The sequence below is a fragment of the Micromonospora radicis genome, assembly GCF_003583405.1.
GTDB classification, from domain to species: domain Bacteria; phylum Actinomycetota; class Actinomycetes; order Mycobacteriales; family Micromonosporaceae; genus Micromonospora; species Micromonospora radicis.
The window spans coordinates 121,420-147,527 of the sequence record NZ_QXEC01000001.1; the positions used below are offsets into that span (position 1 = coordinate 121,420).

At 74.6% G+C, this 26,108-nt stretch carries 22 protein-coding genes and 2 pseudogenes; 6 read left to right on the forward strand and 18 right to left on the reverse strand.

Annotated features, from left to right (window positions below):
• Window positions 1–16: 16 nt before the first annotated feature.
• From D2L64_RS00540 to D2L64_RS00610, 14 genes are all read right to left on the reverse strand, one after another.
• Window positions 17–940: a hypothetical protein gene (locus D2L64_RS00540; RefSeq protein WP_119572442.1), complete on the reverse strand. Its 924-nt coding sequence runs from the start codon at window positions 938–940 to the stop codon at window positions 17–19.
• Window positions 937–1,611, reverse strand: coding sequence for a phage tail protein (locus D2L64_RS00545; RefSeq protein WP_119572443.1), 675 nt, complete (start codon window positions 1,609–1,611; stop codon window positions 937–939). The genes D2L64_RS00540 and D2L64_RS00545 overlap by 4 nt, the downstream gene beginning before the upstream one ends.
• The gene (locus tag D2L64_RS00550) at window positions 1,592–4,195 is read right to left on the reverse strand and encodes a putative baseplate assembly protein (RefSeq protein WP_119572444.1); all 2,604 of its coding nucleotides are present in this window, start codon (window positions 4,193–4,195) and stop codon (window positions 1,592–1,594) included. Before D2L64_RS00550 ends, D2L64_RS00545 begins: the two co-directional genes overlap by 20 nt.
• Window positions 4,192–4,659: a GPW/gp25 family protein gene (locus D2L64_RS00555; protein ID WP_119572445.1), complete on the reverse strand. Its 468-nt coding sequence runs from the start codon at window positions 4,657–4,659 to the stop codon at window positions 4,192–4,194. Before D2L64_RS00555 ends, D2L64_RS00550 begins: the two co-directional genes overlap by 4 nt.
• On the reverse strand, window positions 4,656–4,994 hold the full coding sequence (locus D2L64_RS00560) for a hypothetical protein (RefSeq protein WP_119572446.1): 339 nt from the start codon (window positions 4,992–4,994) through the stop codon (window positions 4,656–4,658). Before D2L64_RS00560 ends, D2L64_RS00555 begins: the two co-directional genes overlap by 4 nt.
• Window positions 4,994–6,592: a phage baseplate assembly protein V gene (locus D2L64_RS00565; protein ID WP_233558684.1), complete on the reverse strand. Its 1,599-nt coding sequence runs from the start codon at window positions 6,590–6,592 to the stop codon at window positions 4,994–4,996. The genes D2L64_RS00560 and D2L64_RS00565 overlap by 1 nt, the downstream gene beginning before the upstream one ends.
• A complete protein-coding gene (locus tag D2L64_RS00570) occupies window positions 6,589–7,329 on the reverse strand; it encodes a CIS tube protein (protein ID WP_119572447.1) in 741 nt (246 codons plus the stop codon). The genes D2L64_RS00565 and D2L64_RS00570 overlap by 4 nt, the downstream gene beginning before the upstream one ends.
• Window positions 7,330–8,778: 1,449 nt before the next feature.
• Window positions 8,779–9,258 (reverse strand): phage tail protein, encoded by a 480-nt coding sequence (locus D2L64_RS00580; protein WP_119572449.1) that lies wholly within the window; start codon window positions 9,256–9,258, stop codon window positions 8,779–8,781.
• 1 nt (window position 9,259) lies between these two features.
• Window positions 9,260–10,543: a phage tail sheath family protein gene (locus D2L64_RS00585; RefSeq protein ID WP_119572450.1), complete on the reverse strand. Its 1,284-nt coding sequence runs from the start codon at window positions 10,541–10,543 to the stop codon at window positions 9,260–9,262.
• Window positions 10,544–10,569: 26 nt separating this feature from the next.
• Entirely contained in the window at window positions 10,570–11,259 is a 690-nt protein-coding gene (locus D2L64_RS00590; protein ID WP_119572451.1) for a carboxypeptidase-like regulatory domain-containing protein, read from the reverse strand.
• Window positions 11,256–11,864 (reverse strand): glycine zipper family protein, encoded by a 609-nt coding sequence (locus D2L64_RS00595; RefSeq protein ID WP_119572452.1) that lies wholly within the window; start codon window positions 11,862–11,864, stop codon window positions 11,256–11,258. The genes D2L64_RS00590 and D2L64_RS00595 overlap by 4 nt, the downstream gene beginning before the upstream one ends.
• Window positions 11,865–11,877: 13 nt before the next feature.
• Window positions 11,878–12,213 carry a hypothetical protein gene (locus D2L64_RS00600; RefSeq protein ID WP_119572453.1) on the reverse strand — a complete coding sequence of 112 codons (336 nt, stop codon included), beginning with the start codon at window positions 12,211–12,213 and terminating at the stop codon, window positions 11,878–11,880.
• Window positions 12,214–12,299: 86 nt separating this feature from the next.
• Window positions 12,300–13,118 carry an LppM family (lipo)protein gene (locus D2L64_RS00605; RefSeq protein ID WP_119572454.1) on the reverse strand — a complete coding sequence of 273 codons (819 nt, stop codon included), beginning with the start codon at window positions 13,116–13,118 and terminating at the stop codon, window positions 12,300–12,302.
• 173 nt (window positions 13,119–13,291) lie between these two features.
• Window positions 13,292–14,449, reverse strand: a complete 1,158-nt coding sequence (locus D2L64_RS00610; RefSeq protein ID WP_199714354.1) for an FAD-dependent monooxygenase — start codon at window positions 14,447–14,449, stop codon at window positions 13,292–13,294.
• Window positions 14,450–14,516: 67 nt separating this feature from the next.
• Here D2L64_RS00610 and D2L64_RS00615 point away from each other — a divergent pair, with 67 nt between their 5' ends.
• Entirely contained in the window at window positions 14,517–15,143 is a 627-nt protein-coding gene (locus tag D2L64_RS00615) for a TetR/AcrR family transcriptional regulator (protein WP_119572456.1), read from the forward strand.
• Between the two features lie 16 nt (window positions 15,144–15,159).
• Here D2L64_RS00615 and D2L64_RS00620 read toward each other — a convergent pair whose 3' ends face one another.
• The gene (locus tag D2L64_RS00620) at window positions 15,160–16,140 is read right to left on the reverse strand and encodes a LacI family DNA-binding transcriptional regulator (protein ID WP_119572457.1); all 981 of its coding nucleotides are present in this window, start codon (window positions 16,138–16,140) and stop codon (window positions 15,160–15,162) included.
• 162 nt (window positions 16,141–16,302) lie between these two features.
• Between D2L64_RS00620 and D2L64_RS00625 the strand changes: the two genes are divergently transcribed.
• Together D2L64_RS00625 and D2L64_RS00630 are read left to right on the forward strand one after the other, a co-directional pair.
• Window positions 16,303–17,622, forward strand: a complete 1,320-nt coding sequence (locus D2L64_RS00625) for an MFS transporter (protein ID WP_407663041.1) — start codon at window positions 16,303–16,305, stop codon at window positions 17,620–17,622.
• Between the two features lie 100 nt (window positions 17,623–17,722).
• The gene (locus tag D2L64_RS00630) at window positions 17,723–18,058 is read left to right on the forward strand and encodes a hypothetical protein (protein ID WP_119572458.1); all 336 of its coding nucleotides are present in this window, start codon (window positions 17,723–17,725) and stop codon (window positions 18,056–18,058) included.
• Window positions 18,059–18,068: 10 nt separating this feature from the next.
• On the opposite strand, the gene D2L64_RS00635 is transcribed toward D2L64_RS00630, so the two are convergent.
• Window positions 18,069–18,773 (reverse strand): MBL fold metallo-hydrolase, encoded by a 705-nt coding sequence (locus D2L64_RS00635; protein WP_119572459.1) that lies wholly within the window; start codon window positions 18,771–18,773, stop codon window positions 18,069–18,071.
• A gap of 115 nt (window positions 18,774–18,888) precedes the next feature.
• Window positions 18,889–19,647, reverse strand: coding sequence for a class I SAM-dependent methyltransferase (locus D2L64_RS00640; RefSeq protein ID WP_119572460.1), 759 nt, complete (start codon window positions 19,645–19,647; stop codon window positions 18,889–18,891).
• A gap of 285 nt (window positions 19,648–19,932) precedes the next feature.
• Between D2L64_RS00640 and paaI the strand changes: the two are divergent.
• Both paaI and D2L64_RS27450 read left to right on the forward strand, forming a co-directional pair.
• Window positions 19,933–20,295 (forward strand): annotated as a pseudogene (gene paaI, locus D2L64_RS00645) (hydroxyphenylacetyl-CoA thioesterase PaaI); the annotation flags it as partial.
• Window positions 20,296–20,521: 226 nt separating this feature from the next.
• The gene (locus D2L64_RS27450) at window positions 20,522–21,088 is read left to right on the forward strand and encodes a dienelactone hydrolase family protein (RefSeq protein WP_199714371.1); all 567 of its coding nucleotides are present in this window, start codon (window positions 20,522–20,524) and stop codon (window positions 21,086–21,088) included.
• Between the two features lie 717 nt (window positions 21,089–21,805).
• Here D2L64_RS27450 and D2L64_RS27750 read toward each other — a convergent pair.
• A pseudogene (locus tag D2L64_RS27750) lies at window positions 21,806–22,936 on the reverse strand (AAA family ATPase); the annotation flags it as partial.
• Window positions 22,937–23,128: 192 nt separating this feature from the next.
• Between D2L64_RS27750 and D2L64_RS00655 the strand changes: the two are divergent.
• Window positions 23,129–25,990: a helix-turn-helix transcriptional regulator gene (locus tag D2L64_RS00655; protein WP_119572463.1), complete on the forward strand. Its 2,862-nt coding sequence runs from the start codon at window positions 23,129–23,131 to the stop codon at window positions 25,988–25,990.
• The last annotated feature ends 118 nt before the right edge of the window (window positions 25,991–26,108 follow it).

A 26,108-nucleotide genomic window follows, 5' to 3' on the forward strand; every position in this document is an offset into this window, starting at 1 on the left:
GACCCGCCACCGTGGATCACTGGCGGTGGGACGGCGGGAGTTCGGTGAAACGGATGGTGTCGAGGCCGGCGAAGTAGCTGTTCGTGCTCTGCGTCTTGCCGATCACCACCAGGGTGATCTCGTGCGGTCCGGCGGCGAGGTCCAGGGTGGCCACCTCGATCCAGTCGGTGACCCGCACCTTCGGTGTGTAGCCGAGGAACGGCTCACCGACCTGGCGGCCGTCGACCAGGAACACCGTGTTGGCGTAGTCCGGTGCGGTGGTCCGTACCACCGAGAACTGCCAGGTCGCCTGGGCGGGCAGCTGCACGCTGACGCTCACCCGGTCGTTGACCGCCCGGCCGAGGAAGAACAACTGGCCGTCCTGCGACCAGGTCACCTCGCAGCAGTTGCGCTGGGCCAGCACGCTCGCCGACGATCCCGACGGCGAGTCCACCCGCGCACCGGCGACCAGCGTCTCCGCCTCGACGGTCACCACCTGAGGTGGCGGCGGTGGTTCGTCGTCGCGGGTCAGCAGGAACACCACCGTGGCCGAGACGACAAGTACCAGCGCCGCCGCGGCGGCGATCCACGGCCACGGCGTACGCTTCGGCGGCGCCACCGCCCGCACCTCGTAGGTGACCCGACCGCTGGAGCGGGAACTCTCCTCCGGTGCGGTGTTCGCCGAGTACGCGAACCCGGTCATGTCGTAGCGCCGCGGCGGTGTCCCCGCCGGCACGGCCAGCCGCACCAGGAACGACACCGAGCCCTGTGCGGGCACCACCCGCTGCGGTTCGGTGACGGTGAACCAGGCGCGTTGCGAACCCTCGCCGGGCGCCACGTCGAACACCACCGTGTCCGGCGCGAGACCCGGGTTGGAGACGGTGAAGGTCAGCTCCCCGGCGTTGCGGGCGTCCAGGGTGAACTGTTCGGCGGCGGCGACGACGGTCCATTCGGTGGTCATGACGGCTCCTTCGGAGCGAGGTCGGCAGGGTCGGTAACGGGAGGTTCGGCGACGCCGGTGACGGTGCCGGCGGGCGGAACGGCGGCCCGGCCGACCGCCCGCTCCGGAGGGTCGACCACTGTCCCGGCCGGCTTCTCGGCCTCGACCACTGTCCCGGCCGGCTTCTCGGCCTCGACCACGATCTCGGCGGTGACCGCGGCCGGCTTCTCGGCCTCGACGATGCGGCCGACCAGGTGCACCTGGTCGGCGGCGGCGGCCGGCACCCGGACCACCACGTGGAAGGGCCGGTCGGCCGGCTCGTCCAGGACGAAACCGGTGACCCCGGTGGCCAGTTCCAGGGCGGTCCGCAGCCCGTCCGGGGTGCCCCGCCAGGCGGCCAGCTGCGCGCCGTGGGCCACCAGGTCCCGCAGCCGACTCAGCGGCAGCGGCAGCGGGGCGTCCCGCCGGGGTACGGCGACCACGTGGTCCATCGCCACCCACCGGGCCAGGTACGCCACCATCGCGCCGGGCGCCCGGTACGGCGCGAACAGGGCGTCGACCTCGGCCAGCACCGCCTCGTCCGGGGCGTGCAGCCCCTCCATCACGTCCAGCAGCGCCCACAGCACGCTGCCCGGCACACCTGCCCGCTGGTACGCCGCGGGCAGCAGCCGCTCAATGCCCGCTCGACGCATCCTGCCGCACCACCTCGATGTCGTGCTCGCCGGAGCAGAGCAGCCAGGTGTCCGGAACCGTCACGGTGTCGGCGGTGGCCTGGTTGGCGCTGGCCGACCAGTCCACCGCGTCGGCGCTGCGGTGCACGCCCCGCTCACCACCGGCCAGCACCAGCCGCTGCGCCCCCGAGGTGGCGGCGACCGCGTCCACCGGCACGAACCGGGTACGGTCGCGCAACGGCAGCCCGCAGTTCACCGACACGGAAGCCCACTGCGGCTGCCCGGCCACGGTGTCCAGCCGCAGCACCCCACCGCTCTGCGTGGCGGCCAACGCCAGCGTGCCGCTGAAAGCGAGATCCCGGCAGGTGCCGCCGAGCCAGCCCGCCTGCATCGCCTGCCACTTGACGTCGGATTCGAACAGTCGCGCCCGGAAGCAGCCCTGGCCGGGCTTCTTCGGGTCCGGTTCGCCGGCACCGCTCCACAACAGGGTGGCCGGGCCGTCGTACTGCACGGCGAGCACCCGGTTGTCGACGTTGGCCAGCCCGACGTGCACGAAGGTGCCCGGTCGGCCACCCCCGCCGGACAGGTACACCCCGAAGCCGGCCTGCGCCGCCACCGCCACCCCCGGTACGCCGCGCTCGGAGACGAACGTCCGCACCGCGTAGAAGCCCCGGTCGGCGTCGGTCGGATCGACCAGGATCTGCAACGGCACCGCGCCGGGCAGCAACGACACCTCGTACAGGCCGGTGTCGGTGGCGACCAGCAGGGCACCGGCGCCGTCCCGGTCGATCCACGCCAGGTCACTGATCCGTGAGTCCAGGTCGGCCAGCAACGACCAGCTCTCACCCAGGTCGGTGCTCAGATGCACCCGGGAACCGCCACCGGCGCGTACGGTGGCCACCGCCACCGAGCCGGGTCGGGGCACGATCCCCGGCCGGACCGGTGCCGGGGCGGGCGCCACCCGCTGCACGGTCTCCCCGTCGAAGCGCCCGGCCGGCTCCCAGCCCGCACCGGCGTTGGTGGAGCGGAACAGCACCGCACCGCTGCCGGCGTACCAGGTGCGCGGCTGGTACTCGTCGGCGGCCAGGGTACGCACCTGGGCGTCCGGCGCCTCGTCGACCACGAACCGCACCGACTCGACGTAGCGCACCCCCGGCTCGGCGTGCTCCAGCAGCCGGTACACGTTGGACGCCCGCAACGGCTCGCCGAACGCCCAGCCGGTCGGGTTCAACGCCGTCGGCAGCGGACTCAACGACTGCTGCAACCGGTCGTGGATGCGCCGCCGGACCGCGTCGACGTCCTCCTCGCGGCGGACCACCACCCGCGCCCGGATCGAGACCGCCTTGTACCGGGCCCAGCTGGCCCGGCAGTCGGTGCCCAACGAGCGGCGCCGCTCCAGGTCCGCCTCGACCCGCAACCGGGTCTCCTCCACCTCGTGCTCGCGCAGCACCCGTACCGGCAGCCCGCCGCCCGGCCGCGCCTCCGCCGGCACGTACGGCACCAGCACCACCTCCACCTCACCCGGCCGGGCGAAGCTGTACACGGCGGCCCGGGTGAACGCTCGCGCCCGGCTCACCCCGCCCGAGGCGGCGGCCAGCACCTCGAAGTCACGGGCGGTGACCGCCCGCTGCTGGGCGAAGAACGCGTACGGCCCGCGCAGCAGTACCGACTCCATCTCCTCCATCTCCCGGCCGCCCACCGCCGGCAACGGGTTGACCACCTTCACCCCGGGCAGCGGATCGCGCAGACTGGTAAGCGTCCCCGCCGCCACGTTGCCGGTCGGGCCGCCACCGGCGCGGTACCAGAGCCGTACCTGCCGCCCGGCCGGCGGCACCGCCGCGACCGCGCCGTCGCCGAAGTGCAGCGACCCGTCCTGCGGGTCGGCGGTACGCAGGTCCAGCGCCGGGGCGAAGGTCACCGTGCCCGAGCAGCGGTCCACCAGGTACGCCTTGTCCTGCGGGCCGAGCCCGGCGAAGCTGTCCACCGGCCGCCAGATCTCGAAGGTGCGGCCCTCGTGCTCCCGGGCCGCCGCGCCCAACTCCACCGACCCGGCGGGCACCTCCACGCCGAGCAGCAGGTCCAACGCCTCGGCGGTCCGCGCCAGCGGTGCCCGCGCCGCGTGCAGCACCTGCCCCGGCGCCCCGGTGCCCACCCCCAGCAACTCCGCCTCCACCGGCTCGCAGTGGTGCATCCGCACGGTGATCTCGCGTTCGCCTGCGGCCAGCAGCGCCGGTTCGCAGGTGACGAAGACGACCGGCCGGGGGTCGGCGCCACGCGCGGCGGCCACCCTTGTACCGGCGGGGATCCGCAGCTCCGCGTCGTCGCTGCCGGTACGGACGAACCGCACCTGCGCCCAGGCCGCCGACGGGGCGTGCCGGGTCACCCCGAGCAGGTTCAGGAACGACACGTACGCCTTCTCCGGCAGCTGGTTCAACCGGTAGATCATCACCTCGGTGAGATGGGCGAACGCCTCCAGCAGCGCGATACCCGGATCGTGCGCCGACAGGTCGGTCCAGCCCGGGCAGGACTGCCGGATCCGCTCCCGCGCCTCGGTGACCAGGTCGAGGAAGGTCCGGTCGTCCAGGTGCGGCACGGGCAGTGTCATCGCGTCTCCTCTGCCTCGAAGCCGGGATCTCCGGTCGGCTCCGCGGGCGGATCGTCGTCGGCGGGCAGCAGGTCCACGGAGAACACCAGCTGACCGGGGGAGAGGCTGGCCCGGATCCGGTAGTCCAGTCGGATCGTCAGGAGCCACGGATCGTCCGGGTCCGGCCCGGCGTCGACACCGAGCACGTCGATGCGTGGCTCCCACCGGGCGATCGCCGCGCGTACGTAGTGGATGGCCAGCCCGGCGGTGGTGTCGTCGTTCGGCGCGAAGACCAGCCGGTGCAGCCGCGAACCGTAGCCGGGACGCATCAACCGCTCACCGGGCGTGGTGGACAGCAGCAGGAACAGCGCCTGGCGTACCGTCTCGTCGCCGTCGGTCATGGCCAGCCCGCCGGCCGCGGTCAACCCGAGCCCGCCGCCCTGACCCGGGTCGAAACCGGCACCGACGAACCTGATCGCCCTCACCGGTCGGCCCCCACGAACCGCTGCCGGGGGTCGCGTACCCGGTAGCTGACCTGGCCGGGTGGGCTGCCGTCGGTGAAACCCGCCAGGTGCGACAGCACCACCGGCCGGCGGTCGACCCGCACCCAACCGCTGTAGCCGACCCGCACCGCCAGGGTCTTCGCGCACGGCTTCACCGTGGCGCCGTAGTTCGGACACGCCACGATCTCCCGCCCGCTCGGGTCGTCGGCCACCAGCGCCGGCACCCCGGCCACCGTCACCCACTGCTGGGACGGCCGGTTACGAACCCGTCCGTCGTGGTCGCACCTGATCACCGAGTCGCGGTGGATCCAGCGCATCAGCCACCTCCTCCGTCCTGGGCGCGGGCGAGCGCGCGCGCCCGTTCGGCGGCGGTCCGCGCGTCCTCGACCGCCTCGGCGTGCAGGAAGTCCACGCTGCGGGCCCGCACGACCATCGCCCGACCGGGGGCGGAGAGCACCAGGTCGGTGGCGGCGTGCAGGGTGACCAGCTGCGGGGTCAGCTCCAACCAGCTGCCGGCGTCGTTGCTCAACCGCAGGCTGCCCGCCACGTCGTCGACCACCACCTGCTGCCCGCCGGAGGTCCGCAGCGACCACCGCCGGGCCCGCCCGTCGTCGACCCCGGTGTCGTACGGCTCGACCGCGCCGAACAGCGACCCGAGCACCACCCCGGAGGCCGGTTCGCCGCCGGGCAGCGCCACCAGCACCCGGTCGTCCGGATCGGGGAGCGCGACCAGACCCTTGCCCCGGCCCGCCCCCGGGCAGAGCACGCCGAGCCAGCCGGCGTCCGCGTCGCCGTAGGCGGGCAGCGTCACCCGCACCCGGCCCAACCCGTCCGGGTCGGCCACGTCGGTGACCGTGCCCAGGGTGACCACCGCCGGTGCGGGCGGCCCGGTCGGCGGCGCCGGTGGCGGGGCGGTGGAGAAGCGGGTCAGCTGCCCGGTCCCGTCCAGGGTGTGCACCACCTCGGTCAGCACGTACGTGCCGGCCAGCGCGGCGGCCACCCCGGTCAGCCGGATCCGGCGGCCGGGACGCAACGCCGGATCACCCTCGGCCGTGCCCTCCACGGTGACCAGTGCCGCGGCCCGGACGTCCAACCGGGCCTGGGCCAGCGCGGCGATCTCGTCGTCGCTGCGGCCCGGCTGGTCCAGCGCGGTCCGGGGGCCGTCCGCACCCACGTCGACCGGCTCCGGCTGCACCGGCGTACGTCGGCCGCAGCGGGGGGTGTCGACGCGCTGGACGATCGGCTCGGCGCGCTGCGGGTGCCAACCCAACGCCGTACTCTCCCCGGCGGCCCGGTCGGCGTTCATCGACAGCCGCAGGTCGTGCACGTCGCGACCCAGGTCGAGCGGGATCGGTTCACCGTGTCCCTCCAGGGTCACCAGCCGCAGCCTGTCGCCGTCGACGGTCAGGTGCAGCCCGGCCCGCCCGGCGACCTCCAGCAGCAGGTCGAGATCGCTGTGCCGGTGGTGGGCCAACCGGTCCAGCCGGGGCCCGTCCGCCTCGGCGTCGACGGTGAGCCCCAGGTCGGCGCAGAGTTCCCCGGCCAGTTCGGCGGCGGTGACCGACTCGAAGACCCGCAGCCGTTGCCGCTTACGCAGCCGGTGCAGCCGGTCGTACGCCCGGATCCGTAACGTGGCGGCGCCGTCGGCGGCGTACTCGACCTCGACGGCGGTGACCTCGCCGCCGAACAGCGGCTCCGGCCGGCCGTCGAGGCGGACGTCCAACGTCGCGCCGAGCGGGACCGGCCCGGTCAGCGCCGCGGCCCCGGCGCCGGTGACCAGCGTCGCCTCGCACTGGGTGGGACGGTTCAGCCGGGCGGCCACCCGCACCGCAGCGACCCGGGCGGTCAGTACCTCGGCCAGCGCGGTGCCGTCGAGCAGGATCATCAGCGCGCGGGGGGTGGCGGTGCTGGTCACGACCCACCTCCGGCGGTGGGGGTCGCCGGCACCGGCGGCACGGCCAGGACGGTGCCGGCGGGCACCGTGAGCGGGTCGGTGATCCGGTTGTGTTCGGCCAGCAGCCGCCAGCGCAACGGGGAGCCGAGGGCGTCGTGGGCGAGCAGGTCGAAGCGTACGCCGGAGGTGCCGGCCGCCTCGCTGCCGTCACCGGCGGCGACCACGGCCGTGCCGGGCGCGACCGCCGGGGTCTGCGCGGCGGCCAGTTCCTCGGCGAAGCCCTCCCGGGCCCGGTCGGCGTCCTCCGCGACCCGTACCAGCTTGAGCCGCAGCCAGGAGCGGCGCGGCGAGCCGGCGGCGGTGAACGCGTCGAAGCGTTCCGCCGCCGAGACGATCACCCCGGGCACGTTCCACGTCTTGCCCCAGACCAGCCGTACCAGCGGAGGGCGGACCCAGCCGTGCTCCACCGCCGAGTTCTCCGCCAACAACCAGATCGGCCGGGTGAGTTCCCGCACGTCGCCGGGGCGGACCTGACCTTCGGCGAAGTCGGTGTCGAAGAGCAGGTCGAGGAGCAGTTCGGTGCGTCCACCGCCGGTGAAGACCAGCGGGTCGTCGGCCAGGCCGGTGCCGGTCAGCGGGGTGCCGGCAGCACCGCGCCGCCGTACCCCGGCCAGCCGGGTCACCTGTACGGTCTCCGGGTTGAGCAGGCAGTCGACCCGCTCGCCGGTGGTGTCGATGAGGAAGGCGACCCGCTCCATCAGTCACCTGCCTGTTCCCGGTCGAGCCGGTGCAGGCGCTCGGTGTCGAGCCCGGCCCCTTCGGGCGGCGACCACAACGGCCGGTCGTCCGGCAGGGGCGGCCACGGGTCGGGCCCGCGCCACGGTCCCGGTGACCGCTCCGGCGACTCCGGGTCCGGCCAGGGCGCCCCGCCGGGACGCCGCCCGACCCCCGCCGGTACCCCGCCGCCGGGCCACAATCCGTCGCCGGCCGGAATCCGGACACCGAGCCGATGCCCCGTACCGGTTGATCCGGGGCCGGTGGCACCGGTCGGCACGCGGCTGGTCGACATGCCGGCGGTGGGGCCGGTCGGCGCGCGGCCGGTGGGGCCGGTCGGGCCGACCGGCCGGGCAGGCCACGGCGGTGCGGTCCGGCCGCCGGCCGCCCCCGACCCGGCATCGGGTCGGCGCAGCCCCGATCCGAACCCGCGCGAACCGGTGCCGTCCGGGTGCCGTCCCGCCGACCGCGGCTCGGGTACGGCCGCGCCGTCGGCCGGCGGTCCTGGCCACCGCGGCCCAGGCGCGGCCGCGCGCAGGCGGATCCGGTTCTGGTTCGCCGCGGCCCGCGCCCGGGTCGATCCCGGTGGCGCGGATCCCTCGCCGTCACCCGCCGGAGCCCCGGCCACGGACGGTGCGTCCGGCACACCGTGCCGCCCGCCCGAGGCCCGGCCCGGTGGGCGCGCGCCGCCGTGGTCCGGCCCGTCGACCTCGGCCGCAGTGGCACCGCCGATCGGCGCTACCGCCCCACCCACCCCGTGGCCTGCCGTGCCCCACGCCACCGCGCCGCCCGGCACCGCCCGCCCGCCGTGACGGGCGGCGTCGGTCGGGCCGTGACGCGCGGCGTCCGTCGGGCCGTGGTGCAGGGCGTCGGTCGGACCGTGACGCGCGGCGTCCGTCGGACCGTGACGCGCGGCGTCGGTCGGGCCGTGACGGGCGGCGTCGGTCAGGCCGTGACGCGCCACGGTCGGCGCGGCGGGCGTGCCCGACCGCAGCCGCGGTACCCCTGAGGCCGCTACCCCCGATGCCGGCGCACCCGGCCGGAGCCGCGGTATCCCGGTGACCCGCCTTTGCTCTGCTTCACTCCACGCACCGGCGTCCGTCCGGTATCCGGACAGTGGCCGTTGCGTCGGTTGAAGCAGAGCAAAGGCGGTGTCGGGGACACGGCCCGGCGCCGCGGACACGCCGTCGGCAGGCGCGGCCGGGGCTCCGGTGTTCACCGCCGCCGGTGACGGGGCGTCGAGGTCACGCAGCAGACCGGGGGCGTGCTCCTCGACCACCCGCAGCCAGTGCGCCGGTGGCTGGCCCGGCCCCGCTGCGCCCCCGGCCGAACCGGGACCGGCGGTGGGGGAGACGTCGGTGGGGGAGGAGTCGAGCAGGCCGGCGAAGCGGTCCACGGCCCGGGCCGTGGACCTCAGGCGCCGGGCGAGCCAGCTACGCGGTCGTCGGCGCGGCACCACCGGCCTCCAGTTCCAGGCTCTCGTAGCGCAGCGTCAGGGCAGCGATGGCGATCTCCTGGCCGAGGGTGTTCAGGTGGGCGCCGCGCCAGTTCGTCGGCCAGGCGTTGATCAGGTTCCAGCGCAGTACCTCGGCCGTGCCGGCGGCGTCCAGCAGCACCACCGAGACGTTGCGGCGGTTCACGGTGCCGCGCGCGACGCCCTGTACCCAGTCCCACAACTCACGGGACGAGGTGAGGCCGAAGTGCAGGGTCACCGGGCCGTACTCGACCTGGCCGGGGATCATCCGGATCCGGTCGTTGCCCTGCTCCCGGTACGGCACCGCGGCGATGTTCACCTCCAGGCCGCTGACCTCGGTGAAGTGGCCGTTGGTGATCCCGTTGACGAGCAGCTTGAAGTTGTACGCGCGGTACGGGTCGACCGGTGCGCCCGGCTGGGGAGTGGCCGTGGTCGGCATGTCAGCCTCCAATCGTCTCGGTCTCGGTGCCGCCGGCCCACTGACTCAGCTTGAACACCACGAACTCGGCGGGCTTGACCACGGCGATGCCGATGTGGGCGACCACCATCCCGGCGTCGCGGACGTCGGCCGGGTTGGTCTCCTCGTCGCACTTGACGAAGAACGCCTCCTCGGCGGTCCGCCCCAACAGGGCGCCGTCGCGCCACACCCGGGTCAGGAAGGCGCCGATGTCGCGGCGGATCGAACGCCACAGCGTGAAGTCGTTCGGCTCGAACACCATCCAGCGGGTGCCGTTGGCGATGGCCTGCTCGATGGCGATGGAGAGCCGGCGCACGTTCAGGTACCGCCACTCGCTGGCCTCGGCGGCGAGGGTACGCGCACCCCAGACCCGGATGCCCTCGCCGGGGAAGTAGCGGATGACGTTGACCCCCTTCGGGTTGAGCACGTCGTGTTCGGCCCGGGTGACCAGGTGACCCAGGTCGACGGCGCCGCGTACCGGTTCGTTGGCCGGTGCCTTGTGTACTCCGCGCAGGCCGTCCGTACGGGCCCAGATGCCGGCCAGGTGCCCGCTCGGCGGGGTGAGCACCAGGTCGCCGGTGAGCGGGTCGCGGACCCGTAGCCAGGGGTAGTAGAGCGTCGCGAAGTCCGACTGCCGGGGCCGGTTCGCCACCGGGCCGCCTCCGCTGGAACCGCCGCCGGTCCCCGCGCCCGGGCTGCCGCCGGAGCCCCCACCCGTGCCCCCGGCCGGGGCGTCGGAGTCGGCGACGTCGCTCGGCTTGGCCGGCCGGGTCGAGCCGGGGGTGGCGACCCGGGTGAGCGTGGAGACGTCGTCGATGTCGGGTGCCGGGTCGCAGATGGCGACCATGGTGCGGGTGCGTTCGGCCAGGCTCAGCAACGCCTCGTGGGAGACCGGGTCGTGGAAGCCGGGAGCGGCCACGATGGAGATCTCCTCGATCGCCTCCAACAGGTCCAGACCGGCGCGCTTGCGGCCGGTACCGGTGATCGAACCGCCCTCGCCGACGTTCACCACCCAGCAGCGGGTGCCGCCGTTGTCCAGGAAACCGAAGACGGCCCGGGCCAGTGGGGTGCTCTCCAACTGGTCACCGTCGGCGTACAGGCGCAGGAAGTCGGTCCAGTTGTTCACCGCGAGCGCCTCGCCCAGGTGGGCGGTGCGGTCCGGTGCGACGCCGACGAAGGCTGCCGTGCTGGTGCCGACCGGCCCTATCGGCCGGGCGGCACCGGGCACCTCCTCGACGTAGATGCCGGGTGAGAAGTAGTTGGGCATCGGTCCTCCCGGTTCGGGGTGGCTGATCAGCGGGCCGGCGGCGCGCAGACGATGACGATGTCGGGCTCGGTCGGGTCGACCTCGGCGGTGAGCACCTGCCCCCGGCCGGTGAGCCGGAGCCGGATCCGACCCGGGTGCTCCGGGTCGTGGGGCACGCCGACCATCCGGAAGCGGCCCGCCGGATCGGTCCGGGTCGCGTACGGCTGACCGACGACCTCGACGCGCATCTCCGCCAGTGGCTGGTCGGCCGGACCGACGACGCGGCCGTCGAAGGTCAACATGTCCAGCTGTCGCAGCCGCAGCGGCCGCAGCACCGGGGCTGCCGGCCGGCTCGGCTGGGTGACCTGCACGGCCACGTCGAGCAGCAGTGCCGGCCGGGGCGGCGTGCCGAACGCCGCCCACAGTGCCGGGTCGCCGGCCTCCAGCACGAGCGGGTGCCCGTTCGCCGCGGTGGCCGCGAGGAGTACCCGGTCCAACGCCGCCAGGGCGTCCGGCCCACCGGCGGCGAGCAGGTAGCGGACGGTGAACCGGTACGGTTCCGGACCGCCGGTGCCCCGGGTCTGCCGGGCCGGGCGCAGCTCCAGCGGCCACAGCGCCAGCCCGGCCGTGTCGGCGTCCGGCCCGGGTGGGCCGACCGCGACGGCGTCACCGGCCGCACCGGCCAGCCACACCACCAGGTCGGCGGTGGCCGTCTCGATCGGACCGCGGTCGGTCATCGCGGCGGCGTCCCCTGGATCCGGTACGCGATGGCCTCGTTCCACACGTGCGGGTAGACACCGATCTCGAAGTACCGGGTGAACCGGTTGATCGGCGCACCCGTGTGGTCGTGGTAGAGCAGCCACACCGGGGCGATGGTGAACAGCACATAGTTGGCCACCACCAGTGGGATGTAGAGCGGCCCGAGCAGGCGGGCCTGGAAGATGTGCACGTCCTCGTGCCGCTGGATGCCCGGACCGGAGCCGGCGCAGACCGTGCCGAGCGTGGTGGCGTACCGGGGTGAGACCCCCTCGACCACGTTGACCCGGCAGCTGTGCTGGGAGCTGCCGCGGTCCAGCGAGTGCCCGAACACCAGGTGTACGGCGAGGTAGAGCGCACCGACCAGGGTGTTCAGCAGGCTCCAGGTGTGGTCGACCACGAACAGGAACACGCCCCGCGGGTCGGCCCCGTACACCCGGGCCGAGGCGATCGCCCAGCCGAAGACGCCGCCGACGAGCAGGCCGAACCCGGCGCCGACGAGCAGGCCGACGATGCCGCCGAGCAGTTGGCCGAGGACCGCGCCGGCGGCGACGTGTACGGCGGCGCTGATGATGCCGAAGACCATGACCGTGCTCCCCTCAGGCCCACGAGCGGACGAAGCGGGGCTCGTTGCCCTGCGCCAGCCGGGTCGGTGTCGCCTGCCGGTTGCCGGGCGGCAGCTGGTTGACGCCGAGCGCGGCGGAGAAGATGACCAGCCCGTTGAAGAACGCGATGACCCACTTCTCCGGCCCCGCGTCGGTGGCGAGGGCCGCGGTGAGGTACGACAGCGCGAGGGCGATGCCCAGCGCGATCCACTTGCGGGCCTTGTCGGCGCCGGGGCCGATCAAACCGCCGATGACGTTGGTGGTGAGCAGCGTCGCGGCACTCGCGCCGGTGAGACTACCCAGTGCAGCCCAGGTGAAGAGATCGTTCATTGCCGATCCCCCTTCGGTTTGCGTTGGTGCGCCGTGGGGTGGTGGGGGTGCCGTCCGCCGGGTCGGCGGGGCGGCGGGCCGGCTGGTCAGCCGGCGCCCGGCAGGCCGGGATTGCTGGTACTCGGTGTGACGGTGCTGCCCGGGGCGGGACGCAGCGCGGTGTCCGCCGAGGTCGGGGTGCTGGTCGAACCGGTGCCGGGGCGACGCAGCAGGAGTACGACGAGGATCGCGACGAGCAGCAGCACCACCGTGCCGGCGGCGATCAGCAGCCACGGCACGCCACCACCGGTGTCGTCCTCGGCCGCGGCGGCCGACGGCCGGGGCGGTGCCTCGGCCACGGCCCGCAGGTCGGCGGGCTTCTGCTGGTTCCGGTCGACGCGCCAGGTCACCGTCCGGTCGTTGACCTGCCCGCCCGTGCTGACGTCGAGAACCCGGCCGGGAAAGGTCACGGTTATCTCGAACGACATCAACAACATGAATCGTTCTTGATTCTGTGGATTCTGCTCGGCCACTTTCCCGCCGTACTTCTTCGGGTCCAGCGGAAGGGTGAACACGTAACGGTCGCCCTGGCGGACGATGCTCATGCTCTCGCTGTCGAATTGGTCGAGCGGAACGTCCCGATAGTTGATCTGGAAACCGAAGTGCGTGGGGTCCTCGTACCGGGTCTCCGGACCCGGCGGCAGCGCGGGGATGTTCTGCCGAAGCTCGGCGAAGCCGGTCTCGACCGTCCTGTTGTTGGTGGTGAGGAAGCTGCGGTCGGCGGTCAGCAGGAGCTGCCCGCTGACCGTGTCGTCGGCCTTGACGGTCAGACCGGCATTGAGTTGCATACAGCCGGAAAGGGCCGCGAGCAGAGCCAGGCACGCCGTGCCGCGGAGAATCTTGCTGCGCCCGAACCCGGTATTCATGGGCTCAGTGTGTGCGCTCGCCGTTAGACCCATCAGTCAGCGATCAGTCACAAGGCAGTCGCCGATCTTACCGGTCGGCAGTCACATTCGACCGAGGCCGGAAAGCGTACGAATCGCTATCCTGAGGGGTTGACCGCGGATTCCCTGGTACGGGTTCCCGCGGTGGTACGGCATCAGTCGATGCTCGGCGGTCGCCAGTCGGCGTGGCGAGCCATGCTGCGCAGGGCCGCCCGGTTGGGTGCCAGCCAGGCCAGGGTGTCGCGTACCGCGACGGCGGCCGGGTTGCGCAACTGCTGGCCGTACCGGGCCATCTGCGCCGCCGCCCGGGCGACGGCCTGGCTGCGGGGGCGCCGCTGCTGGTCGTACGCGCGCAGGGCCGCCGGGACGTCGGTGTTCGGGTCGGCCACGGCGCCCAGCGTGACCGCGTCCTCGATCGCCTGGCAGCCGCCCTGCCCGAGGTTGGGCATCATGGCGTGCGCGGCGTCGCCGAGCAGCGCCACCCGGCCCCGCACGTAACTGGGCAGGGGGGTGGCCAGGTGGTAGAGGTCGTGCCGCAGCACCGCGTCGGGTGCGGTGGCGGCGAGCAGCGCGGGGATCGGGTCGTGCCAGTGGCCGAAGTGTTCGCGTACCAGGGCCAGTTCGTCGGCGGCGCGTCCGCCCGGCGCCGCGCCGAGCGCCGCGTACCAGTAGACCCGGTCCGCGCCGAGCGGGACCATCCCGAACTCGGCCCCGGTGCCCCAACTGACCGCCGTGGCCAGTGGGCCGTCGTAGGCCACGGCGGCGCGCCAGGTCGTCGAACCGCCGTAGACCGGTGGCGGGAGCTGTGGCCAGAGCCGGGTCCGCAGCACGCTGTTGATCCCGTCGGCGCCGACGACGAGGTCCGCGTGGAGTTCGGCCGATCCGCCGGCGTGGCGGTACCGCACCACTGCGGAGTCCGGGTCGGCGTCCTGGACGGCGCAGCCGGTCCGCAGGGCCTCCGCCGGCAGCGCCTCGCGCAGTAGCCGGTGCAGGTCGCGCCGGTGTACGCCGATCGCGGTGGTGCCGAGCAGGCGGCTCATCTCCTCGGCGTCCACCCGGGACAGCCAGCGGCCGGTGCGGGTGCGCAGCCCGCCGGGGCCGTCGGCCCGCCCGATCCGTTGGAGCTTCGTGCCGAGCCCGAGCGCCTCCAGTCCGCGTACGCCGTTGGCCATCAGGGTGATCCCGGCGCCGACCTCGCGTGGTTCGGGCGCCCGCTCCAGGATGGTCGTCCGCCAGCCGCGGCGACCGAGCGCGACGGCGGCGGCCAGCCCGCCGATGCCGCCACCGACCACGACCGCGTGTCCGTGTGCCACCGCGCCCACCCTTCTACGCCTGTAGAAAGTCATACTACAGCAGTAGAAGAGCGGTCGGGAGGTGCGGATGGCCGGGCGGACGAAGCGGGTCGCGGTGCTGGCCGACGCGGCCATCGCGCTGCTCGCCGAGAGCGGGATGCGGGGCCTGACCCATCGGGCGGTGGACGTCCGGGCCGGTGTGCCGGCCGGTACCACCTCGGCCTACCTGCGGACCCGGCAGGCGCTCATCGAGGCGGTCGTCGCGCGCCTGGCCGAGCTGGACCGGGCCGACCTCGGCGGCCACGAGCTGCCCACCGCCGCGCCACCGCCGGTGCCCGGACCGCCACTGACCCCGGACGACCTCGACCAGCTCGCCACCGGCATCGCCGGGGTGCTCGACCACTGGCTCGGCGTCGGCCGGGACCGCACCCTGGCGCGGTACGCCTGCCTGCTGGAGGCCGTCCACCGCCCGCAGTTGCGCACCATCCTGGAACACGGCACGGTGCTGCGGACCCAGGCGGAGGACCTGCTGGCCCGGGCCGGCGCCCCGGATCCGGGCCGGCAGGGCCGGCAGTTCGTCGCGTTCGTCGACGGGCTGCTCTTCGACCGGCTGGTCGGTGCCGGCGCCCTCACCGCGCCACCACCCGGCACCGAGGCCAGCCGCGCCGAACTCGGGGCCGCCGTCCGTGACCTGCTGCGCGCCCTCACCGACTGAGCGTCGGGCCGAGGACTCAGGCGCTCTCGCGCAGCACCAGCGCCGAGGGGAAGACGGTGCTGCCCGGTTCCGGGCGCTGCTCCAGCACCATCGTCGCCGCCGCCGTGGCGATCCGCCGCACCGGATGGCTCGCCGTGGTCAACGCGGTCGCCGAGGCCAGCGGGATGTCGTCGAACCCGGTCACCGCGACGTCGCCGGGCACCTGCACACCCTCGGCGCGCAGCGCCCCGATCACGCCCAGCGCGGTCGCGTCGCTGATCCCGACGATCGCGTCGGTGTCCGGCCAGCGGCGCAGCACCTCCCGGGCCGCGGCCCGACCCCGGGTGGCGGTGAAGTCACCGAGTACCTCCCGCGCCGGCAGACCGGCGTCGCGCAGCAGCCCCCGGTACGCCTCCACGGAGCGGTTGGCGCAGCTGAGCCAGCGGGGGCCGGTCACCATCGCGATCCGTCGACGGCCGGCGGCGTACAGGTGCCGGACGATCGCCGCGGTGCCACCGCCGTTGTCGATGTCCACCGACGGGACCGTGGTCGAGCCGATGCCGATGGACACCGTCCGCCCGCGCAACCGGCCCGGCACCAGGCCGAGCAGCACGTCGGTCGTGTTCACCAGCAGCAGGCCGGCGACCCCGTGGTCGTCGGTCAGCCGGGTCAGCCGGTCCGGCTCGTCCAGCGGCACCCACTCGACCGCGACCCCCAGCCCGTACCGGGCGCACACCTGCGCCGTCGAACTCACCACCTGGTCGACGTAGCCGTCGTCGAGGACGGCGGCGCTGGCTCCGGCGACCGCCACCAGCAGTCGGACGCCCGCGCCCCGCACCAGCGCCCGGGCTGCCGCGTTGGGTACGTAGCCGAGCCGGTCGGCGGCGGTGTGCACCCGTTCCCGGGCGATCGGAGAGGCGAAGCCGTTACCCGCGATGACCCGGGACGCCGTCGACCGGGACACCCCGGCGGCGCGGGCGACGTCGTCCAGGGTGGCCGGGCGGCGTGTCGTCTTCATCAGGTACCCCCGTTGCCCGTCCTGCGCCCGGTCGGTGGGCGCGTACCCGCATCATGCACCCGGGCGCCGCCGACGGTAAGGGCCGGGACCGGATTGTGGTGGCAGCGCTCCCAGGTGTGTGATCGTCATGAGGTTGCTTCAGGAGAGGAACGGAAGACGCCCGTGGATCCCGCCGCCACCACCGCCACGACCCCGCCGAGGATCGCCGGTCCACCCCGACACGTGCTGGCCGCCCGCAACGGCGTGGCGGTGGTCTTCGCGCTCAACGGGCTGGCCGTGGCCACCTGGTTCGCCCGCGTGCCGGCGATCCGCGACGGGCTCGGTCTCAGCCCCGGTCGCCTCGGCCTGCTCCTGCTCGCCATGTCGGTCGGCGCGATCCTCGCCATGCCCACCGCCGGGCTGGTCACCCAGCGGCTCGGCGCGGCTCGCGCGGTGGCGTTGGCCACGCTGATCCTGGCGTTCGGGTTGACCGTCGCGGGCGTGTCGGCCGGCGTCGCCGGCTCGTTGCCGGGCGTGGCCGTCGGGCTGTTCGCCCTCGGCTACGGCTCCGGCAGTTGCGACGTGGCGATGAACATCGAGGGCGCCGCCGTCGAACGTCGACTCGGGCGTACCGTGATGCCCCGTTTCCACGCCGCGTGGAGCCTCGGCTCGGTGGCCGGCGCCGGCCTCGGCGCCGCCGCCGCCCGCCTGGCCGTACCGGTGGCGGTGCACCTGGGCGTGATCGCCGCGCTGGTGCTGGCCGGCACCCTGCTCGGGGCGCGGGCGTTCCTGCCCGCCGAGGCCGGCGCCGACGCCGGTACCCCGGCCGGTCGACGTCGGCGCCTGCTCGCCGCCTGGCGCGAGCCGCGCACCCTGCTCATCGGCCTGCTCGTGCTGGCGGCGGCGTTCGCCGAGGGCAGCGCCAACGACTGGCTCGCGGTCGCCTTCATCGACGGGTACGGCTTCAGCGAGGCGGCCGGCGCGGCGGTCTTCGGTGTCTTCGTGGTCGGCATGACGCTGGGCCGCACCCTGGGCACGGTGGCGCTGGACCGGTGGGGGCGAGGTCCGGTACTGACCACCACCATCCTGCTCGCGGTCTGCGGTGCCGGCCTGGCGGTGCTCGCCGGTTCCGGCCCGCTCGCGGTGGTCGGCGTCGCGATGTGGGGCGTGGGTGCCTCGCTCGGCTTCCCGGTCGGCATGAGCGCTGCCGCCGACCAGCCGGAACATGCCCATGTACGGGTCAGCGTCGTCGCGGTGATCGGCTACACCGCCTTCCTCGCCGGTCCGCCCCTGCTCGGTCTGCTCGGCGACCAGGTGGGCACGCTGCGGGCGCTGTTGGTCGTCCCGCTGCTGCTCCTGCCGACCCTGGCGTTGGTCCCGGCCGCCCGCCCGCCCGCCACTGCCGAGCCGGCGTCGTCTGAGCCGGCGTCGTCCGGGCCGGCGTCGTCCGGGCCGGCGTCGTCCGGGCCAGGCGGACCGGGGCAGGCGGACTCGGCGGGCTGACCGAACCCGGCGCACCGTCCAGTCACCGCGCACCGTCCTCCCAGGTAGCTGCCAGGTGAGGGTGCTGCACTGGGAGGCACGCCGAGGAGAGGAGCCGGGCATGGGCTGGTTCAGCCGGCGACCGCGGGTCGCGCAGGGCATCCCGACGAAACTGGACCGCGAGGCGACCCCGCAGGACCTCGCCGCGCTGGCGGAGTTCGCCACCAGCCGGCAGGGCGTGGAGTTCTACCTCGAACCGGAGACCACCGCCACCGACACCACGGTGATGGCCATCGCCCACGACGGTGAGTGGATCCGCCGCCGTACCGGTACGCCGCGGGCAGCCGGTGCCCTCGCCCGCCGACACGCCATCCCGCTGTACGAGGCCACCAAGGTCGGCTATCCGGAGCGGATGCGGGCCTGGAACCGGGCCCACCCGGAGCGCCGGGCCCGCTGAGCCGGGCGCCTCATCCGCGGAGGGCGGCGCGCGCCTCGGCCAGCGACAGCACCGGGCTGTGACTGGAGACGTACCAGCCGATGTCGTCGTCGAGCAGGCGACCGACCAGCGCCAGGTCCGGCTGGTCGGCCGGGGTACGCAGGTGGGCCGGCGGGGGATACCAGCTGTCGCCGAGCAGTATCACCCCCGAGTCGGGCACCACCACGACGGTCGAGTCGGGCGCGTGTCGACCGCCGACGTGACGCAGCCGCACCCCGGTGGGCAGGGTCAGCGCGTCGGTGAAGACCCGGGTGGGCGGCAACACGGTCAGCTCGTCCCAGGAGTCCACGGCCAGGGCGCGGGCCCGGAAACTGGGTCCGAGTCGCCGGTTGCGCAGCACCTCCGCGCGCAGGTACGGGATGCTCCACGGCCGGTTCGCCTCGGCGCGCAGCAGCTCGGCCCCGGCGGCGTGACCCACGATCTCCACGTCCGGCCAGGCGCCGGCGCCCCAGACGTGATCCCAGTGATGATGGGTGTAGACCAACCAGCGGGGCGCGGGCAGACCGGCCTGGCGCAGCGCCGCCTGGATCTCCCGAGCGTGCGACGGGCTCTGCCCGGCATCGATTAGCACGCTGCCGCGTTCGTCGGCGACGAGCGCCACGCCGGCCTGGACCAGGTCCGGATCCGGATCACCCGCACAGACCCACACCCGCCCCGCAACCCGCTCGAACCTCACCCGCCCGCACCGCCCTCCCGTGCCCGCTGCGCACCGCGGGCCGCGCGCGGAGCCGCACCGCACGTCGTGACACGGCGTGCGGTGCGCGCAGCGTACCCGGCAGAGCCGGGGTTGCTCAGCGGACGGCGACGACGGCGGCGTCGGGGCCACCCCGCCAGAGGGTGCCGACCTCGGCGAAGCCCGCCTTGGACAGGGCCTCCAGGTGCCAGGAGACCGGCGGGTTCCACTCCGGACTGTGGCCGGTCGGGTAGATGGCGTGCCGTTGCCGCACCAGGGGCGCGAGCGCCTCGTCCTGCTCGGCCTGCTGCCACCACTGCGACCAGGACAGGGCGGCGCCCGCGGCGTACCGGGAGGCGCGACGTTCCCCCGCCCGGCGCAGCAGGCGGCCGGTCAGCTCCGGCAGCCCGTCGTCGGGCATGTGGTCGGCGTTGACCAGCAGGCCACCCGGGCGCAGCAGGTCGCGGAGTTCGGCGTAGAGGTCGGTCAACCGTTCGGCGGGTAGCCAGTGCAGGGCGGTGGCGGTGAGCACCGCGTCGTACCGGCGATGCGGCAGGGCGGTGGACCAGTCGGGGCGGCTGAGGTCGGCGGTGACGATGTCGGCGCGGTCGCCCAGCGACGCGGCGGCGAGCGCGAGCAGGGCCGGGTCGAGGTCGAGCAGGGTCAGTTCGGCGTCGGGGAAGCGGCGCAGCGCGCGCAGCGAGATCGTGCCGGTGCCGCCGGCCAGGTCCAGCAGCCGGGGCGGCGTGGTGTCGCGGATGGCGTCGACCGCGTCGAGCATCGCGGCGAAGCGTTGTTCCCGGTCCGGTAGGTACGCCTCCTGCTGTCGGTCCCAGCTCTCCTGCCAGGCCCCGGCAGCACCGATGTAAGGGATCATGCGCGACACGGTAGTTACCGACCAGGATCGCTGTCCAGTCTTGTTGCCAACGATTTGCAATTGAGAGAGAATGGCAGGGCGATGATCGCGGGGCCGGTGGCGCGAGCCGCTCGGCCCCGTACTTCGTCGGTACGCGCGCCGGGAACGATCCGGGTCGGGCCCGCGAAGGCCACCCGGCGTGGGTGGTCGTCGCCGGTGACATGATGTCGGTCCGCGGGCACGGCAACGCCCGGTGGTATGGACCCCGGGGGTCAGGTGGAACCGCAGCGCACCGCCGCGCACGAGATGTTCGACGCCGACGTCGCGTCGAACCGGCTCGGCATCGAGTTGGTCAGCGCCGCCGCCGGTGCCGCCGTGGCCCGGATGCGGATCACCCCCGACATGGTCAACGGGCACCGGATCGCCCACGGCGGGTTCGTGTTCCTGCTGGCCGACACCGCGTTCGCGCTGGCCTGCAACAGTCACGGCCCGGTCACCGTCGCGGCCGGCGGCGAGATCACCTTCGTCCGGCCCGCACGCGCGGGCGACACGCTGCTCGCCCGCGCGTCCGAACGCACCCGCTACGGGCGCAGCGGAATCTACGACGTCACGGTGACCCGGGCCGACGGGGAGGTGGTCGCGGAGTTCCGGGGCCGCAGCCGAAGCCTGCGCCCGGCCACCGAGCCGGGCCCCACGCCGGGGGACCGGGGTCCGGCGCCCGATTCCGGTACGCCCGACTGACCCGCCCGGCGACGGCGGCGCCACCGCGCGCGAAGGCCGTCCTACCGCGCGCCGTCACTGGACCACGGCGGGCGGGCGCCGGCCCACCGGGCACACGAGCGGCCGCACCGCGCGCCGGGCCGGGATCGTCGCAGCTGTCGGGCAGGATGTCCGCATGGCTGACGTGGCACTCTTCCACTCCGTCTACGGACTGCGGCCGGCCGTGCTGACCGCCGCCGATCGGCTGCGCGCCGCCGGGCACCAGGTGACCACGCCCGACCTGTACGGGGTGCCGGCGGTCGACACCGTCGAGGCGGGCTTCACCCTGCTCGACCAGATCGGCCAGCAGGTCGTACTCGACCGGGCCCGGGCGGCCCTCGACGAACTGCCGCCCGAGACCGTCCTGGCCGGCTTCTCGATGGGCGCCGGGATCGCCGGCGCGCTGCTCGCCGAGCGCCCCGACGCCGCCGGCCTGCTGCTGTTGCACGGCACCGGTGGCAGCCCGTCGGCGGTCCGGCCCGGGCTGCGGATCCACCTGCACCTGGCCGATCCGGACCCCTACGACCTGCCCGACGAGGTCGAGCAGTGGCGGCGGGAGTTGACCGCCGCCGGTGCCGACCTGGTGGTCCACCGCTACCCCGGGGTGGGACACCTGTTCACCGATCCGACCGTGACCGACCACGACCCGGCGGCCGCCCAACTCACCTGGGACCGGGTCCGGGTCTTCCTGGCGGAGCTCTGATCCGGCGCCGATCTCGCCGACCCGGCCGACCGGGACCGGCGGCGTGGTGTCGACCTGCGGTTCGGTGCGCGGGGTGGTGTCGGCCCGGCGGGCGAAGACGGCCCGCAGCGCCCGCGGCAGCCGTACACCGGCGACCTCGCGCAGCACCGGATCGGTGATGCCGTACCCACCGGCCGGCAGCGCGCCGAGCAGGCCCGCGGCGCTCAGCGCCCGCAGCGCCGACGCGGTCCGGTCCACCGGCCAGCTCAGCGCTCGGGCGGTCGCCGCCGTCGTGGCGCCCACCGGTAGGGTCGCCACGGCCATCAGGGCGGCCCGCAGCGGCGGGTCGAGACGGTCGAGCCGCGCCTCGGCGAGCCGTCGAACGCTCTCCGGAACGGCCGGTCGCGTCCCGTCGTCACCGTCGAGCGCGCGTACGTAGGCCACGGCGTGCCCGGGATTGCCGCCGACCAGGGGCACCAGTTGCCGGACCAACTCGGTGGGCCGACCGGCGCGGCGCAACAGCCGGCGCAGCAACCGGCCGGTGGTCACCGCGTCGAGCGGCCGCATCCACACCCGGGCGACCGGTCGGCCCGGCGTACCGTCCCGCCCGGCGACGCCCGGCCCTGGACGGCCCGGCGCGGGATGGCCCGGGGTGGCGTCCTCGCCGCCAGCGGTGGCGACCAGGACCAGCGGCAGGCCGTCGGCCGTGGCCCGATCGACCAGGGCATCCAGGTGACGGCGCAGCACCGGCGCGGCCCGGTCGAGATCGTCGACGGCCAGCACCACCGGTCGCCGCCGGGCCAGCGCCAGCAGCACCTCCCGCCAGCACACCATGGCCCGGGCGCCGGCCGCGGCGCCGGTGGCGCCGAGCAGACCGGCCACCGTGCCCAGCGCCGGTGCGAGACACTCCGGCGGCACCTGACCGGCGAGGGTGGCGGCCAACCCCCGGCGTACCACCTCGGGACTGTCCGTGGCGCGGGCCCCGGCCAGCGCGCGGAGCAGGTCCGCGACGGGCGCCAGCGGGCCGTCCGGATAGGGCGGGCAGCCCGTCGCACACCACTGCACCGGCTCGCCGTCCATCGTGGGCACCGCCCGCGCCAGCTCGTGCAACAACCGACTGCGCCCGCTGCCGGGCGCGCCGACCAGCAGCAGGCGGCGCGGGCCGCGCCCGTGGATCGCCTCGGCGAGCCGGTCCCGGGCGGTGGCCAGCTCCCGCCGTCGGCCGACCAGCGGACCACCCGACCGGGGTGGACCGGGCCGCAGCGTGCCGGTGGCGTGCCAGACGTCGACCGGCAGCGACTTGCCGGCCACCGTGACCGCCGGCACCCGGCGCTGCGCGATCAGCCCGGCGACCGCCCGGTGCGTGGCCGGACAGAGCGCCACCCCACCGGGCGGCGCGTACCCCTGCAACCGGGCGGCCAGCGTGATGACCGAACCGCTGGCCACGCCGTACCCGCCGTCGTGCCCGACCGCGAGATCGACCACGGCCTCGCCGGTGGCCACCCCGACCCGTACCCGCAGCCCGGGGGCCGCCGCGAGCGGCCGCCGGTCCAGCGCCCCCTGGATCTCCAGGGCGGCCCGCACCGCACGGTACGCCTCCCAGCCGTCGCCGGTCCGCGCGCCGAACAACGCCATCACGGCGTCACCTACGTACTTCTCCACCGCGCCGTCCCAGCGGCGTAGCACCCGGGCCACGGTGCCGAAGAAGATCCGTTGCAGGGCGCGTACGTCCTCCGGATCCAGCCGGTCGACCAACCCGGTCGAACCGACGATGTCGACGAAGAGAACGGTGACGATCCGCCGCTCCTGCGGCACTGACCAGCGCAGACGTCTGGCCGTGCCGCGGGCGGCGGCGGTGGACATGGGCATGGAGACGCACCCGCCTCTCCCCCCGTTTGTGTCGATGTTGACCGGAGACTGTCACCCCTGGTCCGACGGCGGATCTGCAGAACGACGTATGTCGGCCGAGCGCAACCATTGGTCGCATTGTCGACGCGAGGAGGAGGAGAGGCGGGTGGTGGCGGTAGAACGGTGCGGTCGCGTGTGACTAGGCTGCGAGCCATGGCCAGCGACGTGGACCGCACACCGCTCGTCGGTCGGGCCGACCTGGTGGCCACGATGCGTGCCGCGTTGTTCGACAGCGTGGCGCCGGGCAACACGGCCGCCGTGTTCCTCACCGGTGAGAGCGGTGTGGGCAAGACCCGGCTGTTGCGCGAAGTCGGCGAGCAACTCGGCGACCGGGGTGCCCTGGTGCTCACCGGCTCCTGTCTGGACATCGGCGACGCCTCCCCGCTGCATCCGCTGCGCCAGGCGCTGCGGCGGCTCGACGCCGACCTGGCCCCGGCCGCCGCGGCCTCGATCCGGTCGTTACTGGCGGTGTTCGCCGAGGATCCCACCGGCCCGGATGGCGCGGGTGCGCTGCTGGAGCGGGTCTCGCGCGGGCTGAGTGTGATCGCCGGAGGTCGCCCGGTGGTGCTGGTCCTCGACGACCTGCAGTGGGTCGACCGGACCACCCGCCAGCTGCTGCTCTATCTACTCGCCGGCCTGGGTGACCTGCAGCTGTCCGTGCTCGCGGCGGTGCGTTCGGAGTCCCTGCAGGGCGCCCATCCGCTGCGGCGGGTCCTCACCGAGCTGCGCCGGCTGCGGTCGGTGCGGGTGCTCGACCTGGCGCCACTGGACCGCGCCGACGCCGAGCGGCTCGCCGCCGCGGTGGTGGGCCGCCCGCTGGATGCCGAGGCCGCCGAGCGGCTGTGGCAGCGCAGTGGCGGCAACCCGTTCGTCGTCGAGGAGCTCTCCCGGGATCTGCGCGACGGCCGGTACGGTCTCTCCGACACCCTGCGTGAGGTCTTCCTGGCCCGGGTCGACGCGTTGCCCCGGGCGGCGCACCGGGTGGTGCACGCGGTCGCCGCCGGGGTGGAACCGGTCGAGCACTGGCTGCTCGCCCGGGTGGTCGAGCTACCCGAGCAGGACCTGCTGGACGCCGTCCGGGCGGCGGTCGCCCACCGGCTGCTGGCCGGTTCGCACGACGGCTACCGGCTGCGTCACCGGCTGGTCGCCGAGGTGCTGGAGGACGAACTGCTACCGGCCGAGCGGGCCGTGCTGCACCGCAGGTACGCCGAGGCGCTGACCTCGGCACCGGGGGAGCTGCACCAGGCCCGGCTGGCCCACCACTGGCGGCTGGCCGGTGAACCGCAGCGGGCGCTGCCGGCGGCGGTCGCCGCGGCCGAGGAGGCCGAGCGGCTCTACGGCTACGCCGAGGCGCACCGGCACTGGTCGGTCGCGGTCGAGCTGGCCGAGGGGTTGCCCGGTACCGACCGGGCCGCCCTGCTGGGGCACGCGGCCGAGGCCGCCCACCACTGTGGCGAGTACGCCCGGGCGTTGACCCTGCTGGAGGAGTTGGCCGACACCGGTCAGCCGGTCTGTGAGCTGTACATCCGCCGGGCCCGCTACCTCGCCGCCGCGGGTCGGTCGGCGTTGGCCGAGGCGGAGTACCAGCGCGCGTTGGACGCCGCCGACTGCACCCCCGGCCAGCGGGCCACCGCCGCCGCGCGACTGGCGGAACTGTTGCTCCACCTGGGCCGGTACGCCGACGCGGGCCGGCGGGCGCGGGAGGCGCTGGCGCTGGCCGAGCAGGTCGAGGGGGCCACCACGGAGGTGGTGCTGGCCAGCGCGGCGCTGGGCTTCTCCGAGGCGTTCCTGGAGGATCCGGACGCCGGGCTGGCCGTGCTGCGCCGCGCGTTGGAGACCGCCGAACGCGCCGGTCGGCCGGAGGACGTCGCGCTGGCCTACCTGCATCTGGCCGAGCTGCTCACCGGGCCGCTGAACATCCTCGAGGAGGGGGTGGTGGTGGCCCGCCGGGGCGCCGAGCGGGTGGCCGAGCTGGGGCTGGGGCGCAGCTACGCGACCCGGCTGCTGGCCATCGCCACCAACGGCCTGTTCCGGGTGGGGCAGTGGGCCGAGGCGGAGAAGGTGGTGGCGGCGGCGCTGCGTCACCGGCCCTCCGGCACCGACGCCGTCGAGCTGCTGCTGGCGCGTTGCCGGCTCTCCGTCGGGTACGGCGACATCGAGGCGGCCGACCGTGATCTCGACGCGGTGGCGACGATGCTGGCCGGTGGCGGTGCCCGGCACGTCATCCCGCTGCTCACCCTGCGCGCCGGCCTGGCCATGTGGCAGGGCCGGCACGACGTGGCTCGGCACGCGGTGCAACGAGGGCTGACCGAGACCCGCTCCGACGACCTGGTCATTCTCGCGGTGTTGGTCTGGCACGGCCTGCGGGCCGAGGCGGAGGCGAAGGCCAGCCGCAGTGTCGCCGTCGACGACAACGCGGTACGACGGCTGCGGGAGATCACCGAGCGGGTGGCCGGTCGTAGCGAGCGGGCGGCCCGGCCGGTGCGTGACGTGGTGGACGGCTACCTGGCGCTCTGCGCGGCCGAGGTGAGCCGGCTCGACGGGGCCGACCCGGAGCTGTGGGCGCGGGCCGCCGCCGAGTGGGACCACCGTAACCACCCGTACCCGGCGGCGTACTCGCGGCTGCGGCAGGCCGAGGCGTTGCTGGCCGGTCGGCGACGGACCGCCACCGCCGGGAAGCTGCTCCGGCAGGCGTACCAGATGACCCAGGCGCTCGGCGCGGTGCCGTTGACCGACGAGATCCGGACACTTGCCGGCCGGGCCCGGGTCACCCTGGAGGACCGCTCCCCGGCGGCGACGCCGGCCGTCGAGGGGGGCGAAGAGCTGGCCGCGTTGACCGCCCGCGAGCGCGAGGTGCTGGCCGCGGTGGCCGAAGGGCTGACCAACAGGGAGATCGGCCAACGGCTGTTCATCAGCGAGCGGACCATCGGCGTGCACGTCTCGCACATCTTCGACAAGCTCCAGGTACGTACCCGGGTCCAGGCCAGCGCCATCTTCCTGCGTAGTCGCGGGTAGGTGTCGGATAAGTAGTTCTACTGATGCCGGCGGGCGGTTCGGCTGAGAGGCTGAGCCCGGCGTCAGGGAGGGCACCACGGCGCCGGCGAGCAGGCTGGGGGAGACGTGGACGGACGTG